General features: G+C 72.2%; 18 protein-coding genes. 14 read left to right on the top strand and 4 right to left on the bottom strand.

Annotated elements, in window-relative coordinates; translation table 11 throughout:
- The first annotated feature begins 39 nt into the window (after positions 1–39).
- The 5 genes from BLQ62_RS02670 (at position 40) to BLQ62_RS02690 (ending at position 2,670) form a co-directional block, all read left to right on the top strand.
- Positions 40–348: a YbaB/EbfC family nucleoid-associated protein gene (locus tag BLQ62_RS02670; RefSeq protein WP_082756298.1), complete on the top strand. Its 309-nt coding sequence runs from the start codon at positions 40–42 to the stop codon at positions 346–348.
- 10 nt (positions 349–358) lie between these two features.
- Positions 359–1,006 carry a recombination mediator RecR gene (recR, locus tag BLQ62_RS02675; RefSeq protein WP_068531803.1) on the top strand — a complete coding sequence of 216 codons (648 nt, stop codon included), beginning with the start codon at positions 359–361 and terminating at the stop codon, positions 1,004–1,006.
- Between the two features lie 2 nt (positions 1,007–1,008).
- Complete coding sequence (locus tag BLQ62_RS02680) at positions 1,009–1,557, top strand: uridine kinase family protein (RefSeq protein ID WP_068531800.1); 549 nt, start codon at positions 1,009–1,011, stop codon at positions 1,555–1,557.
- A 98-nt stretch (positions 1,558–1,655) separates the two neighbouring features.
- Positions 1,656–2,144, top strand: coding sequence for an SRPBCC family protein (locus BLQ62_RS02685; RefSeq protein ID WP_068564848.1), 489 nt, complete (start codon positions 1,656–1,658; stop codon positions 2,142–2,144).
- A 1-nt stretch (position 2,145) separates the two neighbouring features.
- Positions 2,146–2,670, top strand: a complete 525-nt coding sequence (locus BLQ62_RS02690; protein ID WP_068564846.1) for a methylated-DNA--[protein]-cysteine S-methyltransferase — start codon at positions 2,146–2,148, stop codon at positions 2,668–2,670.
- A 188-nt stretch (positions 2,671–2,858) separates the two neighbouring features.
- Here the strand turns inward: BLQ62_RS02690 and BLQ62_RS02695 are convergent, their stop codons facing one another.
- Positions 2,859–3,566 carry a type 1 glutamine amidotransferase gene (locus BLQ62_RS02695; protein WP_068531855.1) on the bottom strand — a complete coding sequence of 236 codons (708 nt, stop codon included), beginning with the start codon at positions 3,564–3,566 and terminating at the stop codon, positions 2,859–2,861.
- Positions 3,567–3,592: 26 nt separating this feature from the next.
- Positions 3,593–4,834, bottom strand: a complete 1,242-nt coding sequence (locus BLQ62_RS02700) for a Mur ligase family protein (RefSeq protein WP_068564844.1) — start codon at positions 4,832–4,834, stop codon at positions 3,593–3,595.
- A 28-nt stretch (positions 4,835–4,862) separates the two neighbouring features.
- Between BLQ62_RS02700 and BLQ62_RS02705 the strand changes: the two genes are divergently transcribed.
- The gene (locus BLQ62_RS02705; RefSeq protein WP_160126341.1) at positions 4,863–5,612 is read left to right on the top strand and encodes a class I SAM-dependent methyltransferase; all 750 of its coding nucleotides are present in this window, start codon (positions 4,863–4,865) and stop codon (positions 5,610–5,612) included.
- On the opposite strand, the gene BLQ62_RS02710 is transcribed toward BLQ62_RS02705, so the two are convergent.
- Positions 5,499–6,494: an EamA family transporter gene (locus BLQ62_RS02710; protein WP_082756295.1), complete on the bottom strand. Its 996-nt coding sequence runs from the start codon at positions 6,492–6,494 to the stop codon at positions 5,499–5,501. The two genes, BLQ62_RS02705 and BLQ62_RS02710, sit on opposite strands and share 114 nt — an antisense overlap.
- A gap of 72 nt (positions 6,495–6,566) precedes the next feature.
- On the opposite strand from BLQ62_RS02710, the gene BLQ62_RS02715 reads away from it, so the two are divergent.
- The 7 genes from BLQ62_RS02715 (at position 6,567) to BLQ62_RS02745 (ending at position 13,230) form a co-directional block, all read left to right on the top strand.
- On the top strand, positions 6,567–7,457 hold the full coding sequence (locus BLQ62_RS02715; RefSeq protein ID WP_068564841.1) for a LysR family transcriptional regulator: 891 nt from the start codon (positions 6,567–6,569) through the stop codon (positions 7,455–7,457).
- A gap of 33 nt (positions 7,458–7,490) precedes the next feature.
- Positions 7,491–8,759 (top strand): MFS transporter, encoded by a 1,269-nt coding sequence (locus BLQ62_RS02720; protein ID WP_068564839.1) that lies wholly within the window; start codon positions 7,491–7,493, stop codon positions 8,757–8,759.
- A gap of 9 nt (positions 8,760–8,768) precedes the next feature.
- Positions 8,769–10,463 carry an FAD-binding dehydrogenase gene (locus BLQ62_RS02725; protein ID WP_068564836.1) on the top strand — a complete coding sequence of 565 codons (1,695 nt, stop codon included), beginning with the start codon at positions 8,769–8,771 and terminating at the stop codon, positions 10,461–10,463.
- The gene (locus tag BLQ62_RS02730; RefSeq protein WP_068564834.1) at positions 10,460–11,266 is read left to right on the top strand and encodes an SDR family oxidoreductase; all 807 of its coding nucleotides are present in this window, start codon (positions 10,460–10,462) and stop codon (positions 11,264–11,266) included. Before BLQ62_RS02725 ends, BLQ62_RS02730 begins: the two co-directional genes overlap by 4 nt.
- A gap of 10 nt (positions 11,267–11,276) precedes the next feature.
- Positions 11,277–11,495 (top strand): zinc ribbon domain-containing protein, encoded by a 219-nt coding sequence (locus BLQ62_RS02735; RefSeq protein ID WP_068564832.1) that lies wholly within the window; start codon positions 11,277–11,279, stop codon positions 11,493–11,495.
- A 101-nt stretch (positions 11,496–11,596) separates the two neighbouring features.
- Entirely contained in the window at positions 11,597–12,034 is a 438-nt protein-coding gene (locus tag BLQ62_RS02740; protein ID WP_068531781.1) for an RrF2 family transcriptional regulator, read from the top strand.
- An 11-nt stretch (positions 12,035–12,045) separates the two neighbouring features.
- Entirely contained in the window at positions 12,046–13,230 is a 1,185-nt protein-coding gene (locus BLQ62_RS02745) for a globin domain-containing protein (protein ID WP_068564942.1), read from the top strand.
- Here BLQ62_RS02745 and BLQ62_RS02750 read toward each other — a convergent pair.
- Complete coding sequence (locus BLQ62_RS02750; protein ID WP_068564830.1) at positions 13,202–14,626, bottom strand: aminotransferase-like domain-containing protein; 1,425 nt, start codon at positions 14,624–14,626, stop codon at positions 13,202–13,204. The genes BLQ62_RS02745 and BLQ62_RS02750 overlap by 29 nt on opposite strands.
- On the opposite strand from BLQ62_RS02750, the gene BLQ62_RS02755 reads away from it, so the two are divergent.
- Positions 14,625–15,545: a DMT family transporter gene (locus BLQ62_RS02755; RefSeq protein WP_068564828.1), complete on the top strand. Its 921-nt coding sequence runs from the start codon at positions 14,625–14,627 to the stop codon at positions 15,543–15,545. The two genes, BLQ62_RS02750 and BLQ62_RS02755, sit on opposite strands and share 2 nt — an antisense overlap.
- Positions 15,546–15,600 lie beyond the last annotated feature (55 nt).

Below are 15,600 nucleotides of genomic sequence, written 5' to 3' on the forward strand. Positions count from 1 at the left end.
GACATAGCGGGTCACCTGACCGGCGGAGGGAGACGGCACATGCAGCCCGGAGGCTCGATGGAAGACCTGATGGCGCAGGTCGGTGCGATGCAGCAGCAGCTCATGGCGGCGCAGGAGGAGCTCGCCGTGACGACGGTCGAGGGCCAGGCCGGCGGCGGCCTGGTGAAGGTGACCGGTACCGGCGACGGCCAGGTGAAGTCCCTGACCATCGACCCCAAGGTGGTCGACCCGGAGGACGTCGAGACCCTGCAGGACCTGGTCCTGGGCGCCCTGACGAACCTGGCGGAGAACACGGCCGCCGTCGCGCAGCAGAAGATGGGGCCGCTGGCCGGCGGCCTGCCCTTCTGACGGTCGGCACGTGTACGAAGGACCCGTTCAAGAGCTGATCGACGAGCTCGCGAAGCTCCCGGGGGTGGGACCGCGCGGCGCGCAGCGCATCGCCTTCCACCTCCTGGGGGTGCAGCCGACCGACATCGATCGGCTCACGAACGCGCTCACCCGGGTGCGCAACGACGTGCGCTACTGCGAGGTGTGCGGCAACGTCTCCGCCGAGCAGCGGTGCCGGATCTGCTCCGACCCGCGCCGCGACGCCTCGAAGATCTGCGTGGTCGAGGAGGCGAAGGACGTGCAGGCCGTCGAGCGCACCCGCGAGTACCGCGGGCTCTATCACGTGTTGGGCGGCGCTCTCAATCCGATCAAGTCGGTGGGCCCGGACAAGCTCCGCATCCGCGAGCTGCTCGTGCGGCTCGGCACGTCGGTCGACGGTGTCGACGTGGACGAGGTCATCATCGCCACCGATCCCAACACCGAGGGCGAGGCCACCGCCGCCTTCCTCGTGCGGATGCTCAAGGACTTCCCCGGCCTCACCGTGACCCGGCCCGCCGCGGGCCTGCCCATGGGCGCCGAGCTGGAGTTCGCCGACGAGCTGACCCTCGGTCGCGCGATGAGTGGCAGGCGATCGCTGGCCGAGCCGCCGCGCGTCCTCGAAGAGACGCCGCCGAGCTGACCGTGGACGCCGCAGCCGTGCTGGCCCGCCTGGGCGCGCCCGAGGGCATCGTCGCGATCGACGGTCCGTCCGGGGCGGGCAAGTCGACGTACGCGCAGCGTCTCGTCGACGACCTGCGCGCGGGCGGCGCCCGCGTCGCGCTGGTGCGCACCGACCACTACGCCACGTGGGACGACCCGGTCTCGTGGTGGCCGCAGCTCGTCGCCGAGGTGATCGACCCGCTGGCGCGGGGGCGCAACGCCTTCTACCGGCCGATGGTCTGGCGCGAGGGCGTCCCGTCGCCGGGGGAGGAGCTGCGCCTGCCCTGGGCGCCGCTCATCGTGATCGAGGGCGTCTCGAGCGCGCGGCGCTCCTTCGCGGACCGGCTGTCCCTGGGCTTGTGGCTGGACGGCGGCACCGCGGAGCAGCGCCTCGAGCGGGCCGTCGCGCGGGACGGCGAGGACGCCCGCGACGAGCTGGTGCGCTGGCAGGAGTTCGAGCGCGGCTGGTTCGCGGTCGACGGTACGCGGGAGCGCTGCACCGTCGTCGACTCACCGGTACTCGCGCACTAGAACCTGTCGGTGCGCTGTGGCACCGTCGGGGCATGGCGGACCGGCAGCAGCAAGAGAAGATCGACGCCGCGGCGCGGGCCGCGGAATAGGATCGAAGCATGCGCCTGCGCGACCATCCGATCATCGAGGTCTCCCGAGAGCTTCCATGCTCGCCGGCGGAGGCGTGGCGCCTCGTCACCGACATCACGCTCCCCACGCGCGCGGAAGGGGAGCTGCAGCACGCGGAATGGCTCGACGGAGCCGACGGCGTCGCCGTGGGAGCGCGGTTCCGTGGGCACAACGCCGACCCGGAGATCGGTGAATGGTTCACCGAGCCCGAGGTCACCGAGGTCGAGGACGGCCGGCGCTGGGTCTGGCGCGTGGGCCCTGCCGATGATCCGTTGGCCACGTGGGGATTCGAGGTCGAACCCGTCGAGGGCGGCGCGCTGGTGCGGCAGTGGGCGCGCGCCGGAACGGGGACCTCGCCCCTGAGCGAGTACATCGCGGAGCACCCGGATCAGGAGGCCCGGATCATCGACTTCCGCCTCGGCCTCTGGCGCGACTACATGCGGGCCAATCTCGACCTCCTCGCGCGCGAGGTGGGCTGACGTGCCCGCCGGCTTCGCCCTCTTCGACACCGCTGTGGGGCGGTGCGGGATCGCCTGGGGCGCCGACGGTGCCGTGACCGCCGTCCGACTGCCGGAGGAGTCCGATCAGGCCACCGCGCAGCATCTCGGCGAGGGCGCGGAGCCGGCCGCGCCGCCGCCCGCGATCGAACGCGTGATCACGGCCGTCGTCGACCTGGTCTCCGGCACGAACCTCGACGACGATCTCGCCTGGGTGCCCCTGGACATGCAGGGGCTCACGGACTTCCAGCGCTCCGTCTACGACGTGGCCCGCCGGATCCCGCCCGGAGTCACCCGTACCTACGGCGAGATCGCCACGGAGATAGGCCTTCCCGGTTCCGCACGCGCCGTCGGTCGGGCGCTGGGCGAGAACCCCTTTCCCCCGGTCGTGCCCTGCCACCGGGTGACCGCCGCGAACGGCAGGACGGGCGGCTTCTCCGCCGGCGGCGGCGTCACGACCAAGATGCGCCTGCTCTCCACCGAGCAGGCCGTCCTCGGGCTCTGGTGAACTCTTCCGCGCGTCCCGCCGTTGGTTTGCTGGTTCTGCTCACGATGTCCCCCAGCTCGGGACGGGGCGCCGCGATGTTTCGTCGGCGCGTCACGGGGATGCCCTGCGACGGCGCCGACGAGGTATGCGCCGCACGCATGGCCTCCGGTCGACACACCGTGACCCGGTCCGGCCGAGCGGCGACGGGCCTACTTCCGCAGGCGCTCGCGCCGGAGCAGCTCGACGTCCGGCAGGTCCAGCGGCTCGAGCGAACGCCCGGTCGCGCGGGCCAGCAGATGATCGGCCAACTCCGGGTTCCGCGCGAGGGCCGGGCCGTGCATGTAGGTGCCGAGCACGCTGCCCTGGACGACCCCGTCGACCGCGGCGCCCGCGCCGTTGCCCGTGCCCCGGACCACGCGCATCAGCGGCGCGGCGTCCGGGCCGAGAGCCGAACCGCCGCGGTGGTTCTCGAAACCGCTCAGCGGCTGGGTGAGCCCGTCGATCAGCGGCACGCCCTCGATCTCGCCGATCGAGCGGGTCGCCTGCGGGGTCGTGGTCAGGTCGAAGAGCGAGATGCCGTCGACACGCTCGCCCTCGGACGTCTCGTACCAGTGGCCGAGCACCTGGATCGCCGCGCAGATCGCGAGCACGGGCGCGCCCTTGGCCGCGGCCTCCTGCATGCCCGGGTACTGGGTCAGGTGGCGGGTCGCCAGGCGTTGCGCGTAGTCCTCGGCGCCGCCGAGGGTGTAGATGTCGCAGGTCGCGGGCACCGGATCGGCCAGCGTGATCGGCAGGACCTCGGCGTCGATGCCGCGCAGCCGCGCCCGCTGGCGCAGCACCAGGGCGTTGCCGCCGTCGCCGTAGGTGCCCATCACATCGGGCAGCACCAGGCCGATGACCAGGGTGGACTCGGTGATCCGAGCCTCGGATCCGGAGAAGTCGATCACGCGCGCCGCCCTTCCAGTGCCGTGTTCAGGTCGCGGAACGCGGTGTAGTTGGCGAGGACTTCGACCCGTCCGGGCGGGCACGAGGCGATCGCCGCGAGGGGATCGGCGACGAGCGAGTGCTCCGCCCCGGCGTAGGTCAGGCGCACCGCGAGGTCGGCCCCGCGCTCGCCCGACGCCACGACCTTGCCGTTGTCGAACCGCTCGAACTGCACGTCCCACAGCCACGAGAGGTCCTCACCGTCGGGGACCTGTCCGTTCACGGCGATCACCAGTCCCTCGGCGGTGCCGTCGATCATCGACATGGCCTCCTGCCAGCCGGCGGGGTTCTTCGCGAGCAGCATCCGGACGGTGTGCTCGCCGACGATCACCGTCGAGTAGCGGCCCGCGACCTCGCCGACGGTGCCGACGGCCTCGACCGCGGCCCGCGGGTCGGCGCCCATTGCGACCGCGGCGGCCACTGCCTGCGCGGCGTTGCCGCGGTTCGCCCGACCGGGCAGTTTCAGATCCAGCGGCGCGACGAAACCGTCCGGCCCGTGGATGGAGGTGTCGTCGACCCACCAGTCGGGCTCCGGGCGGGAGAAGTCGGTCCCCGTCGAGTACCAGTGCGCGCCGTCGCGGACGATGGGCTCGCCCGAGCGGGGGCACGAGGTGGAGTCGCTGGTCCAGCCCGCGCCGGCCGCGACCCAGACCACGTTCTTCGCGTCGTACGCGACGGAGGTCACGAGCACGTCGTCGCAGTTCGCGATCACGGTCAGCTCGGGGTGCGCCTCGACGCCCGCGCGCAGCCTGCGCTCGATGGCGTTGATCTCGCCGACGCGGTCGAGCTGGTCGCGCGAGAGGTTGAGCAGGACGAGCGCCTCGGCGTCGGTGGCGTCGAGCACGTGCGGCACGTGCAGTTCGTCGACCTCGAGGGCGGCGAGCGGCGCGCGCTGGTGTGCGGTGAGGGTGGCGACGATGCCGGCGTCCATGTTCGCCCCGTCGGCCTGCGTGGCGACCTCGCGGCCGAGCGTGCCGAGTGCGGCCGCGGTCATCCGGGTGGTGGTCGACTTGCCGTTGGTGCCGGTCACCACGACGGTGCGTTTGCCCGCGGCCAGTCGGGACATCAGATTCGGCTCGATCTTGAGCGCGACCAGGCCGCCGATCATCGAGCCCTTGCCGCGCCCGGCGCGCTGCGACGCCCAGGCTGCGGATCGGGCGGCGAGCAGCGCCGCGCGGGCGCGGAGGGGGAGTCCGGGCATGCGCTCCAGGATAGGGCAAGCTGGATTCATGGCTGAACTGCACGAGGACCGGCGGCGGGCGCTCTCGTTCGGGGCGATCGCCGAGGATTACGACCGGCTGCGCCCCCGCTACGCGGACGTCACCGTCGACGCGATCACGACGGGCGCGGGCACCGCCGTCGACGTCGGGGCGGGCACGGGCATCCTGGCACGGCAACTGCGCGAGCGCGGCGTGGAGGTGCTGGCCGTCGAGCCGGATGCCGCGATGGCCGAGGTCGCGCGCGCCTCCGGCGTCCCGGCCGAGGTCGCGACGTTCGAGGACTGGGATGCGCAGGGCCGCACGTTCGACCTGGTCACCTTCGGCCAGTCCTGGCACTGGGTCGACGCCGAGACCGCGATCCCGCGGCTCGCGGACCTACTCGCCCCGGGCGGGCGTGTGGTGCTGTTGTGGAACAAGCTGCGGCCGTGCCGCCCGTCGAACGACGCGCTGCGTGCCGCGAGCGAGGACTACGTCAACGTCGAGGCCGCGGGCGCCGGCACCGCCCACGATCAACTGTTCGCGATGGCGCAGCTTCGCCGTCGGTTCGAGGAGGCGGGCTTCGTCGTGACCGAGCGCGAGGACGGCTGGGTCGAGACGCAGCCCAAGGAGCGCTGGCTGGACCTGGTCTTCACGTACTCAGGGCACTCAACCCTGCCGGACGACCGCCGGGTCGCGCTGCGTGCCGCGCTCGCCGAGGTCATCGGCGACGGTGACGTCGAGCTCTCGGCCGGCACCACCGCCCTCATCGCCACCCGGTAGCGGCGACGGCCGCCGCAGCATGCCGAGCAGGCAGCCGGCGATGACCGTCCCGGCGCCGGCCAGCGCGAGCGCCGTCGGGTGCTCGCCGAGCACGACCGCGCTCGCGGCGATCCCGACGACCGGGACCAGCAGCGTGGCCGGCGCGACGGTCGAGGCGGGGTAGCGGGCCATCAGCGCGCCCCACAGCCCGTACCCGACGACGGTGCTGAGGATCGCGATGTACGCCACACCCAGCAGAGCCAGACGACCCTCGGTGCCGTCGAGGCTGTGCGCCAGGGCCTTCCACCCTGTGGTGGGGCCCTCCACGGCGGCGCTGAGCGCCAGCATCGGCAGGGGCGGGATCACCGACATCCACAGGGTGAAGCGGAAGGGCTCCGACGGTGCCGCCAGCCGCTGCCCGATGTTGCCGAACGCCCAGCTCAGGCCTCCCAACAGGGTGAGCGCGACGCCGAGGACGCCGACGCCCGCCGCGGCGTCCGCGCGGTCGGCGATGATCAGGCCCATCCCGACGACCGCGATCCCGATGCCGACGATCTGCCGGACGGCCAGCTTCTCGTGCAGCAGCACGGCGCCGAGCAGGACGGTGAACGGCGCCGAGGACTGCAGCACCAGCGAGGCCAGGCCGGTCGGCATCCCGATGTGCATGGCGGTGAACAACAGGCCGAACTGGAAGGTGCCCGAGCCGATGCCGTAGAGCAGCAGCCACTTCACCGGCCCCTTCGGCGGGCGCACGAACAGCAGCACCGGGAGCGCGAGAACCAGGAAGCGCAGCGCGCCCAGGAACAGCGGCGGGAAGTAGTCCAGGCCGTAGCGGATGGCGAGGAAGTTCAGTCCCCACAGCACGACGACGAACAGGGCGACGAGGCGGTGGCGGGGGGTCATGCATTCCACTGTCGCGCCCCTGGACCGGAAGAACAATCGAATACTTCTTGAGCGTCCATGTAGCGTGGCTACATGGACGTGCACCGGCTCCGGATCCTTCGCGAACTGGCCGATCGCGGCACCGTCGCCGCGACGGCACGGGCGATGGACATGACCCCGTCGGCGGTCTCCCAGCAACTCAAGGTGCTCGCACGGGAGGCGGGCGTCGATCTGCTCGAGCCCGACGGCCGGCGCGTGCGCCTCACCGACGCCGGTCTCGCGCTGGTGGTCCGCGCGGAATCGGTGCTGGGCGAACTGGATCGGGCTCGCGCGGAGATGGATCGGTACCGCTCGACCCCCGTCGGCGTCGTCCGGCTCACACTCTTCCCGTCGGCCGCGGAGCTGCTGCTGCCGGGCGTGCTGCGGCGCACCGCCGCCGCCGGAGTGCAGGTGGCCGCGGCGGACGCGGACCTGCCGGGCACCGAGCTGCCGGCGATGCTCGCGGATGCGGACGTGGTGGTCGCGCACCGTGACGAGCGGGCCGGCCCGCTGGGCGGACCCCGGATCGCCTCCCGCGTGCTCATGCGGGAGCCGATCGACCTGGTGGTTCCGGTGGACCACCCGTTCGCCGAGGCGGGCCGGGTCGACGCGACGCAGCTCGCCGACCTCGACTGGATCAGCGTGCGCGACGGCTTCCCCGTCGACGACGTGCTCCGCTCCCTCGCCACGATCACCGGCGTGCAGCCGCGGGTGGTGCAGCGCATCAACGACTTCCACACGATCCAGGCCATGGTGGCGGCCGGGCTCGGGGTCGCGCTCGTCGCGCGCCACGCGGTGACCCACCCCGGAGTCCGGGGGCTCGAGATCGCCGGTGTGCTGGCCGCCCGCATTCTCGAGGCGGCGACGCGGCCCGGGGCTGAACGCCGGCCCGCCGTCGCGGCGGTGCTGCGCGCGCTCGACGAGGAGGTCGCGGCGGTGGGTTGACGCCGGTGTCGAAGTCATCCCATGATTCGAGTGATGACGTCGAGCTCGCAAGTCGCCGCCCCGCCCGCGCTCCGGGCCGTCGGCGCCCTGACGTGCGCCGCCGCCCTGATCACGATGGGCATCTGCCTGCGACTGATCTTCGGCAGCTCGTCGGCCGTGCTCGCGGAGATCCGGGACGCGTACGGACTGAGCGGCGCCGAGGTCGCGCTCCTCACCACCGGCCCCGTGCTCTGCCTCGGGCTGTTCTCGGCCGCCGCGCCGCGTCTGGCCCACCGGTACACGGCCGTGGTGGTGGCGACCGCCGCCGTCGCGATGGTCGCGCTCGGCAGCGCGCTGCGGATCGCGCCCAGTTGGACGGTGCTCCTCGGCGGCACGCTGCTCGCCGGCGCCGGGATCGCCCTGGGCAACGTCCTCGGGCCGGTGCTGGTGCGGATCTTCTTCCCGCACCGCCTCGGGCTGATGACCGGCCTGTTCACCGCGATGGTGTGCCTGTCCACCGGGTTCGCCTCGGCGCTCACGGTTCCCGGTGCGACGGCGCTCGGCGGCAGTTGGCGCGGTGCCCTGGCCCTGTGGGCGATCCCCGCGCTCGCCGCCGCGGCACTGCTCACGGTGGTCACCGTGCGCTACCTCGCCTTCCGCCGGAGCGTCCCCGAGTCCGACGGTGCCGCCGAGACCGGAGCCGCCCGGACGGTGCTGCGCAGTCCGGTGGCCTGGGCGGTCACCGGGTTCATGGGGCTGCAGTCGCTGCAGGCCTACGCCCTGATCGGCTGGATCCCCACCATCTACCGCGACCGGGGCCTGTCGGCGCAGACCGGTGGCGCCATGCTGGCGATCGGCGGCCTGCTCAGCGTGGTGACCGCGCTCAGCTTCCCGCAGTGGGCCGCGCGTCGCCGCGAGCAGCGGACCGTCGCGGTGGCGGCCGTTGGGCTGCAGGCGATCGGCGTGTTCGGCGTGCTCGCCTTCGGTACCGGGATCGGTGCCTGGATCGCGAACGTCTTCGTCGGCTTCGGCCTGGGGGCGATGATCTCGCTGGCCGTCACGATGATGAACCTGCGCGCCGCCACCACCGCGCAGGCGGTCTCGCTGTCCGCGATGTCGCAGACGGTGGGCTACCTGCTCGCCGCCTGGGGGCCGATGCTCATGGGCGTCCTGCACGGCGTGCACGACGACTGGACGCTCCCGCTGGTCGGCCTGCTGATCCTGCTGGTGCCGCTCCTGTTGTGCGGGCTCGTCGCCGGTGGGAACAAGAGCGTCGGAAGTGCTGGGGCCGACGACGGGGCGGGGGCGCGGGCGCGCACGTAAGGTGGGCGCATGAGCGAACACGACGCCCCGGATGCGATCGTCGTCGGTGCGGGACTCGCGGGCCTGGTGGCCGCGTACGAGCTGTCGCGAGCGGGACGCCGGGTCCTCATCGTCGACCAGGAGAACCGCAACAATCTCGGCGGCCAGGCGTTCTGGAGCCTCGGCGGCCTGTTCCTGGTGGACTCGCCGGAACAGCGGCGCCTCGGCATCAAGGACTCCTTCGAGCTGGCGTGGCAGGACTGGACGGGCTCGGCGGGCTTCGACCGTGAGGACGAGGACCGCTGGCCCCGGCAGTGGGCCCGGGCCTACGTCGAGTTCGCCACCCACCGCAAGCGCGACTACCTGCGCCGCCTCGGCCTCGGTTTCACCCCGGTGGTCGGCTGGGCGGAGCGGGGCGGCGGCACCGCCGACGGCCACGGCAACTCCGTCCCGCGCTTCCACCTCACCTGGGGCACCGGCCCCGAGGTGGTGCGGGTCTTCCGCGAGCCGGTCGAGCGCGCGGAGGCGAAGGGGCTGGTGCGCTTCGCCTTCCGGCACCGCGTCGACGAGCTGATCACCGGTGCCGACGGCGCGATCGTCTGTGTCCGCGGCGCGGTCCTCGAGCCCACGGACCTCGAGCGCGGCGTGGCCAGCAGCCGGGAGACGGTCGGGGAATTCGAGTTCCGCGCACCGACGGTGCTCGTCACCTCGGGCGGCATCGGCCACAACTTCGATCTCATGCGCCAGTACTGGCCCGCCGAGCGCCTCGGCCCGTTCCCGCGGCACATGATCGCCGGCGTGCCCGCGCACGTCGACGGGCGCATGCTCGCGATCTCCGAGGAGGCAGGCGCGAACATCGTGAACCGCGACCGCGTCTGGGCCTACACCGAGGGCATCCACAATTGGGACCCGATCTGGCCCGACCACGCGATCCGCATCATCCCGGGGCCCTCGTCCCTGTGGTTCGATGCGAACGGCAACCGGTTCACGGCGCCGAACTTCCCTGGATTCGACACCAACGCCACGATGAAGGCGATCCTCGAGACCGGTTACGACTACTCGTGGTTCGTGCTCACGCAGACGATCATCGAGAAGGAGTTCGCGCTCTCGGGGTCGGAGCAGAACCCCGACATCACCGAGAAGGACCTGAAACTCGCCCTCGGGCGGGTGAAGTCGAAGGGGGCGCCGGGCCCGGTCGAGGCGTTCAAGCAGCACGGCGAGGACTTCGTCGTCGCCGACACCCTGGAGGAACTGGTCGCGGGTATGAACGCGATCGGCCGCGGCGGGCACGTCGAACTCGAACACCTGCGTACCCAGATCGAGGCGCGCGACCGTGAGACCGCCAACGCGTTCAGCAAGGACGCCCAGCTGCAGGCGATGCACAACGCGCGGAACTATCTGGGCGACAAGGTGGTCCGTGTCGCCAAGCCGCACCGCATCCTGGACCCCGCGCACGGGCCGCTCATCGCGGTGCGCCTGAACATCCTCTCCCGCAAGACCCTGGGCGGGCTCGAGACCGACCTCTCGGCGCGCGTCCTCGGGGCCGACGGTGCGCCCGTGCCCGGCCTGTACGCCGCCGGTGAGGTCGCCGGGTTCGGCGGCGGCGGTGTGCACGGGTACAACGCACTGGAGGGCACGTTCCTCGGCGGATGCATATTCTCGGGGATGACGGCGGGCCGCGCGGCAGCGGCCGCCACCGGTGGACGGAAGGGAGTGAGGGCGTGAGCGGACGTACCGCACTGGTGACCGGGGCGACTTCCGGCATCGGCTACGAGACGGCGAAGCTGCTGGCACAGAAGGGGTATCGAGTTCTCGGTACCAGTCGTGATCCGGAGACGATCGCGGCGGACAAGCGGATCCCCGGGGTGGAGTACCTGGCGCTGGATCTGGCCGACCGGGATTCGGTCGCGGCCTGTGCCGCCGCGGCCGGCCACGTCGACGTCGTGGTCAACAACGCGGGCGAGAGCCAGTCCGGCCCGCTGGAGGAGCTCCCCGCGGACGCCGTGGACCGCCTCTTCCAGACGAACGTCTTCGGCGCGGTGCAGCTGACGCAGCGCCTGCTCCCGGCGATGCGCGAGCAGCGCTACGGCCGCGTGATCATGGTCGGCTCGATGCTCGCCAGCTTCCCGCTCGCCTACCGCGGCTCCTACGTCGCGGCGAAGGCCGCGCTCAAGGGCTTCGCCTCCGCCGCGCGCCAGGAGCTCTCACCCTTCGGCGTCGCGGTGACCACCGTCGAACCCGGCTCGATCGCGACCGGCATCGGCGAGCGGCGCACCAAGTACATCGCCGACAACTCGGTGTACCGCACCGACTTCGACACGATGATCGAGAACCTCGATGCCAATGAGCGTGCGGGCATCACCCCGAAGCAGGTGGCGGAGGTGATCGTGAAGGCGATCGAGGCGGACAAGCCCCGCGAGTTCGCCGCGGTGGGCAGCAACGCGCCGCTGGTCTTCCTGCTCAAGCGCCTGGTGCCCGTCGAGGTCGTCTCGAGCATCGTCGCGCGCAAGCACGGACTCAAGCGGTAGTGTCCGAATCGTGCACGTCCTGATCGAGCCGACCCAGCGCTATCTCGCGTGCGTGGTGTGCGGTTGCACCACGTTCGATCGGCGGGAGGTGAAGATGAACACCACCGGTGCTTCCTTCCTCGGCTTCGACTGGGCCAATAGGTCCGGGGACGGAGCGATCTGCACGGCGTGCGGGTACGTCCACACGTTCCTCGGTCCCGGGCACAGCTGGGTGAACGCGACCCCGTAGCGCTGGTCTCCGAGGCAGCGCCGACACGATCTACTACATAGTGTCGTAGATCACTGGATTTTATCTTGCACGTAATCTGCATATTTCAATAGCCTGGTCACGTGAGGCTCACAGGATTCAGCGACGTCGGACTACGGATCTTGATCCGGCTCGCCGTCGCGGAGGACGGGGACCGGCTCTCGACCCGCGACATCGCCGCCGAGATGCAGGTGTCCTACGCCCATGCGACGAAGGCGTGCGCACACCTGTCCGCCCGCGGATGGATCGAGGCGGATCGCGGCCGCGGCGGGGGCGTCACGCTCACTGCGTCCGGCCGTGCCGCTGCGCTCGGCGACGTCGTGCGCTCCCTGGAGGGCGACGACGACGGCGAGCTCATCGATTGCGCGGGCCTGGGGTGCCCACTCCGGTCCGCGTGCCGGCTCCGGTCCGCCCTCGCCACCGCGCGCGCGGCGTTCTACGCGTCGCTGAACACCGTCACCGTGGCCTCGCTGGCGCAACCGCCCACTCGAGCGGTCGTGCTCGAACTCACGAACCGATAAGGATGCTCACGATGCTTTCCGCAGCCCACAGGGAAATCGTTTCCGCCACACTGCCGCTCGTCGGCGGTGCCATCGCCGAGATCACTCCGGTGTTCTACCGCCGCCTGTTCGCCGCGCACCCGGAACTCGAGCGGGACCTGTTCAACCGTGGCAACCAGGCCAACGGCGCCCAGCAGGCGGCACTCGCGGGCGCCGTCGCGATGTACGCCACGATGCTGGTCACCGAGGACGCGCAGGAGCGCGCCCTGATCGAGCGGATCGCGCACAAGCACGCCTCGCTGGGCGTGCCGCCGTCCGCCTATCCGGTGGTGTACGAGCACCTCTTCGCCGCCATCGTCGAGATCCTCGGTGCCGACACCGTGACGGCGCCCGTCGCGGAGGCGTGGACGGCCGTCTACTGGGCCATGGCCGACGAGCTGATCGGTCGCGAGCGCGAGCTGTACGCCGAGGCCGACACCACGCCGGAGACGACCTGGATGCCCGTCGTCGTGACGGAGCGCGTGCAGCAGTCGCCCGCCACCGTCGCCCTGACGCTGGCCGCACCCGACGGCTCGTCGCTCCCGACTTTCCGTGCCGGGCAGTACGTCTCCGTCGCCGTCGTCCTGCCCGACGGTGCCCGCCAGATCCGGCAGTACAGCCTCTCCCACGCCGCGGGAGCGGATCGCTGGCGGATCTCGGTGCGCCGCGAGGGCGAGGTCTCGTCGCATCTGCACGAGTACGCCTTCGAGGGCGACGTGCTGCAGGTGTCCCATCCGTTCGGCGACGTCTACCTCGACAGTGATCCGGCGACGCCGCTGCTGCTCGCCTCGGCGGGCATCGGCATCACCCCGGTGCTGGGGATGCTCTACGCGCTCGAGGCGGAGCAGCAGGGGCGCGCGGTCACCGTCGTCCACGCCGACCGCACCCGCGCGACGCACGCCCATCGTGCCGAGCTCGCCGAGCTCGTCGGGCGGATCCCGGACGCCCGGCTGATCACCTACTACGATCGGCTGCCCGAGGGATACCCGCTGGGCGACGGCGAGCGCCGCGGGCGGATCGACCTGCGCGACATCGATGTTCCGGCGGATGCGAACATCTACCTCTGCGGGCCCCAGCCGTTCATGACCGCACTCGGCGGCCAGCTCGCGGCGGCCGAGGTGGCGCCGGAGCGGATCTACGCGGAGGCCTTCACTCCGGTCTCGCCCGTGAGTGCGTGATCGACTCCTCGAGGATGCGCGCCGCCTCCGGGAAGCGTTCGGGCTGCGGTCCGGCGTAGGCCAGGCGAAGGTGGTTGCCCGTCGGCTCCGCGGGGAACCATTCGTCGCCGGAGCCCACGACGAGCCCGGCGCGCCGGCAGTCGTCGACGACGGTGCCGAGGTCGACCTCCTCGGGCAGGCGCGCCCACAGGGCGAGTCCGCCGCGCGGGACCGCGTCGATCGCGACCGACGGGGCCTCCTCGCGCAGGGAACGCAACAGCAGGTCGCGCCGCTCGCCGAGGCTGTGCGCCAGGCGGCGCAGGTGCGTCCGCCACGCCGGGGCGGTGACCACGTCGAGCGCCACGGCCTGCAGCACGCCGCTGACGTACATCGCGTCCGCCTGCGTGTCGGCGAGGATGCGGTCGCGGGCCGGCCCGCGGGCGATCACCGCCGCCACCCGCACCGCTGGCGCCACGCTCTTGCTCAGCGAGCGGATGTAGACCACGTGGCCGTCGTCGTCCCGCGCGGCGAGGGGCGCGGGCGCCGCGTCGATGCCGAAGTCGCGGGCGTAGTCGTCCTCGATGAGGAAGGCCCCCGCGGTGCGCACGGCGCCGAGGACCGCCGCCGCGCGGTCCGCGTCCCACACGGCCCCGGTCGGACTGGCGAACGTGGGCTGCGCGTAGAACGCACGTGCGCCCGTCTCCGCCAGCACCCGGCGCACGACGTCCGGATCCGGGCCCGACGGTCCGCTCGGAACGGGGACGACCTCGACGCCCGCCTGCTCCGCCGCCAGGATCGCGCCCCAGTAGGTGGGCGATTCCATCACCAACGGTCGCCCCGTGCCGACGAGCGCGCGGAACGCCGTGAGCAGTGCGCCCTGACTCCCGGGGGTGATGACCACGTCCCGGGCTCCGACGGGGCCGATACCCGCCGGTGTGAGGGCCGCCAGCTCCGCCGCGAACCACGACCGCAGTTCAATGACGCCGGCGATGGGTGGCCGGCCGAGCAACGACTCGCTGCGGGATGCGCGCGCCAGAGCCGGCCGCACGAGTCGTTCCGGTAGCAGCTCGCGCGCCGGGTAGCCGGAGTGCAGGCCGATGGCGTCACCGTCCGAGGGCTGCAGCGCGGTGGGCGCGGCGGGGGTGCGTCGGCCCGAGGCGCCCAGCGCGGCGGTCTGCCAGCTGAAATCGACCGCGCGTGTCGCCCGCTCGACGCGAGCGAAAGTGCCGACACCAGGCCTGGTTTCGACTTCTCCGAGCGCAGTGAGGGAGCGCAGTGCCTGCTGCACCGTGACCGGGCTGACCCGATGTTCGGCGACGAGGGCCCGCGTCGACGGCAGCTTGGAACCGGGCGGAGATGCGGCGATCCACCCGCGCAGCGCTGTCGTCAGCCGCGCGCTACTGCTATCGTCAGACATGAAAGACAATGATAGCGCTACTCTCACCAGGCCGTCAGTGATACCGGAGTCGACTCCGGCACGGGCGGGCCTGCTCTGGGGTCTGCTGGGCGTGCTCGCCTTCTCGTTCACGGTGCCCTTCACCCGTCTCGCGGTCGCCGACGGCGGCCTCGATCCGCTGTTCGTCGGCACCGGTCGCGCCGTGGTCGCCGCCCTGCTCGCGGGGACGGCCCTCGTCGTGACCGGGCAGGCGCTGCCGCAGGGGAGGCAATGGCTCCGCGTGGGCGTCGTCGCGCTCGGCGTGGTGGTCGGGTTCCCCGTTCTCACCTCGTTCGCGCTCACGAGCTCGTCCGCCTCGCACGGGGCCGTGGTGATCGCGCTCCTGCCCGCCGCCACCGCCGTCGTGGCCGTCCGGCGGGTCGGCGAGCGACCGCGCCCCGCCTTCTGGTGCGCCGCCGCGATCGGGGCCGTGTGCGCCGTGGCCTTCGCCGTGGTGCAGGGCGGCGGCCCCGGTTCGGTGCAGCCGTCCGACCTGCTGCTGTTCGGCGCGGTCGTCGCGGCGGCGATCGGATACGCCGAGGGCGGCCTGCTCGCGCGGGAACTCGGTGCCTGGCAGACCATCTCGTGGGCCCTCGTGGTCGCGTCGCCGGTCATGCTGGCGCTGACCGCCTTCAGTGCGCGCGACGGAGTCTCGGGAACAGTCGCCGGCTGGTGGGCCTTCGCCTACCTCGGCGTGGTCAGCATGTTCCTGGGCTTCTTCGCCTGGTACCGCGGCCTCGCGATCGGCCCGATGGCCACCGTGAGCCAGGTCCAGCTGGCCCAGCCCGTCTTCGGGATTGCCTGGGCGGCACTCCTGCTGGGCGAACCGATCGGGTGGTCGACGGTGCTCGGCGGCGTCGCCGTCATCGTCGCCGCCACCCTCGCCGTCCGCACCCGCTGATCCCCCGGGGCCCCGCCGCCGACGCGGACGGCGATCCTTGACAGCCGGCGGGAGA

Origin of the sequence: Tsukamurella pulmonis (genome assembly GCF_900103175.1) — a bacterium.
Classification (GTDB): domain Bacteria; phylum Actinomycetota; class Actinomycetes; order Mycobacteriales; family Mycobacteriaceae; genus Tsukamurella; species Tsukamurella pulmonis.

Coding starts and splice junctions, on each gene's coding strand:
- BLQ62_RS02670 (WP_082756298.1), top strand. CDS start 40: ATGCAGCCCGGAGGCTCGATGGAAGACCTGATGGCGCAGGTCGGTGCG.
- BLQ62_RS02685 (WP_068564848.1), top strand. CDS start 1,656: ATGCGCCTGCGCGACCATCCGATCATCGAGGTCTCCCGAGAGCTTCCA.
- BLQ62_RS02700 (WP_068564844.1), bottom strand. CDS start 4,834: ATGCCCGGACTCCCCCTCCGCGCCCGCGCGGCGCTGCTCGCCGCCCGA.
- BLQ62_RS02705 (WP_160126341.1), top strand. CDS start 4,863: ATGGCTGAACTGCACGAGGACCGGCGGCGGGCGCTCTCGTTCGGGGCG.
- BLQ62_RS02710 (WP_082756295.1), bottom strand. CDS start 6,494: ATGACCCCCCGCCACCGCCTCGTCGCCCTGTTCGTCGTCGTGCTGTGG.
- BLQ62_RS02715 (WP_068564841.1), top strand. CDS start 6,567: ATGGACGTGCACCGGCTCCGGATCCTTCGCGAACTGGCCGATCGCGGC.
- BLQ62_RS02720 (WP_068564839.1), top strand. CDS start 7,491: ATGACGTCGAGCTCGCAAGTCGCCGCCCCGCCCGCGCTCCGGGCCGTC.
- BLQ62_RS02725 (WP_068564836.1), top strand. CDS start 8,769: ATGAGCGAACACGACGCCCCGGATGCGATCGTCGTCGGTGCGGGACTC.
- BLQ62_RS02745 (WP_068564942.1), top strand. CDS start 12,046: ATGCTTTCCGCAGCCCACAGGGAAATCGTTTCCGCCACACTGCCGCTC.
- BLQ62_RS02755 (WP_068564828.1), top strand. CDS start 14,625: ATGAAAGACAATGATAGCGCTACTCTCACCAGGCCGTCAGTGATACCG.
- BLQ62_RS02750 (WP_068564830.1), bottom strand. CDS start 14,626: ATGTCTGACGATAGCAGTAGCGCGCGGCTGACGACAGCGCTGCGCGGG.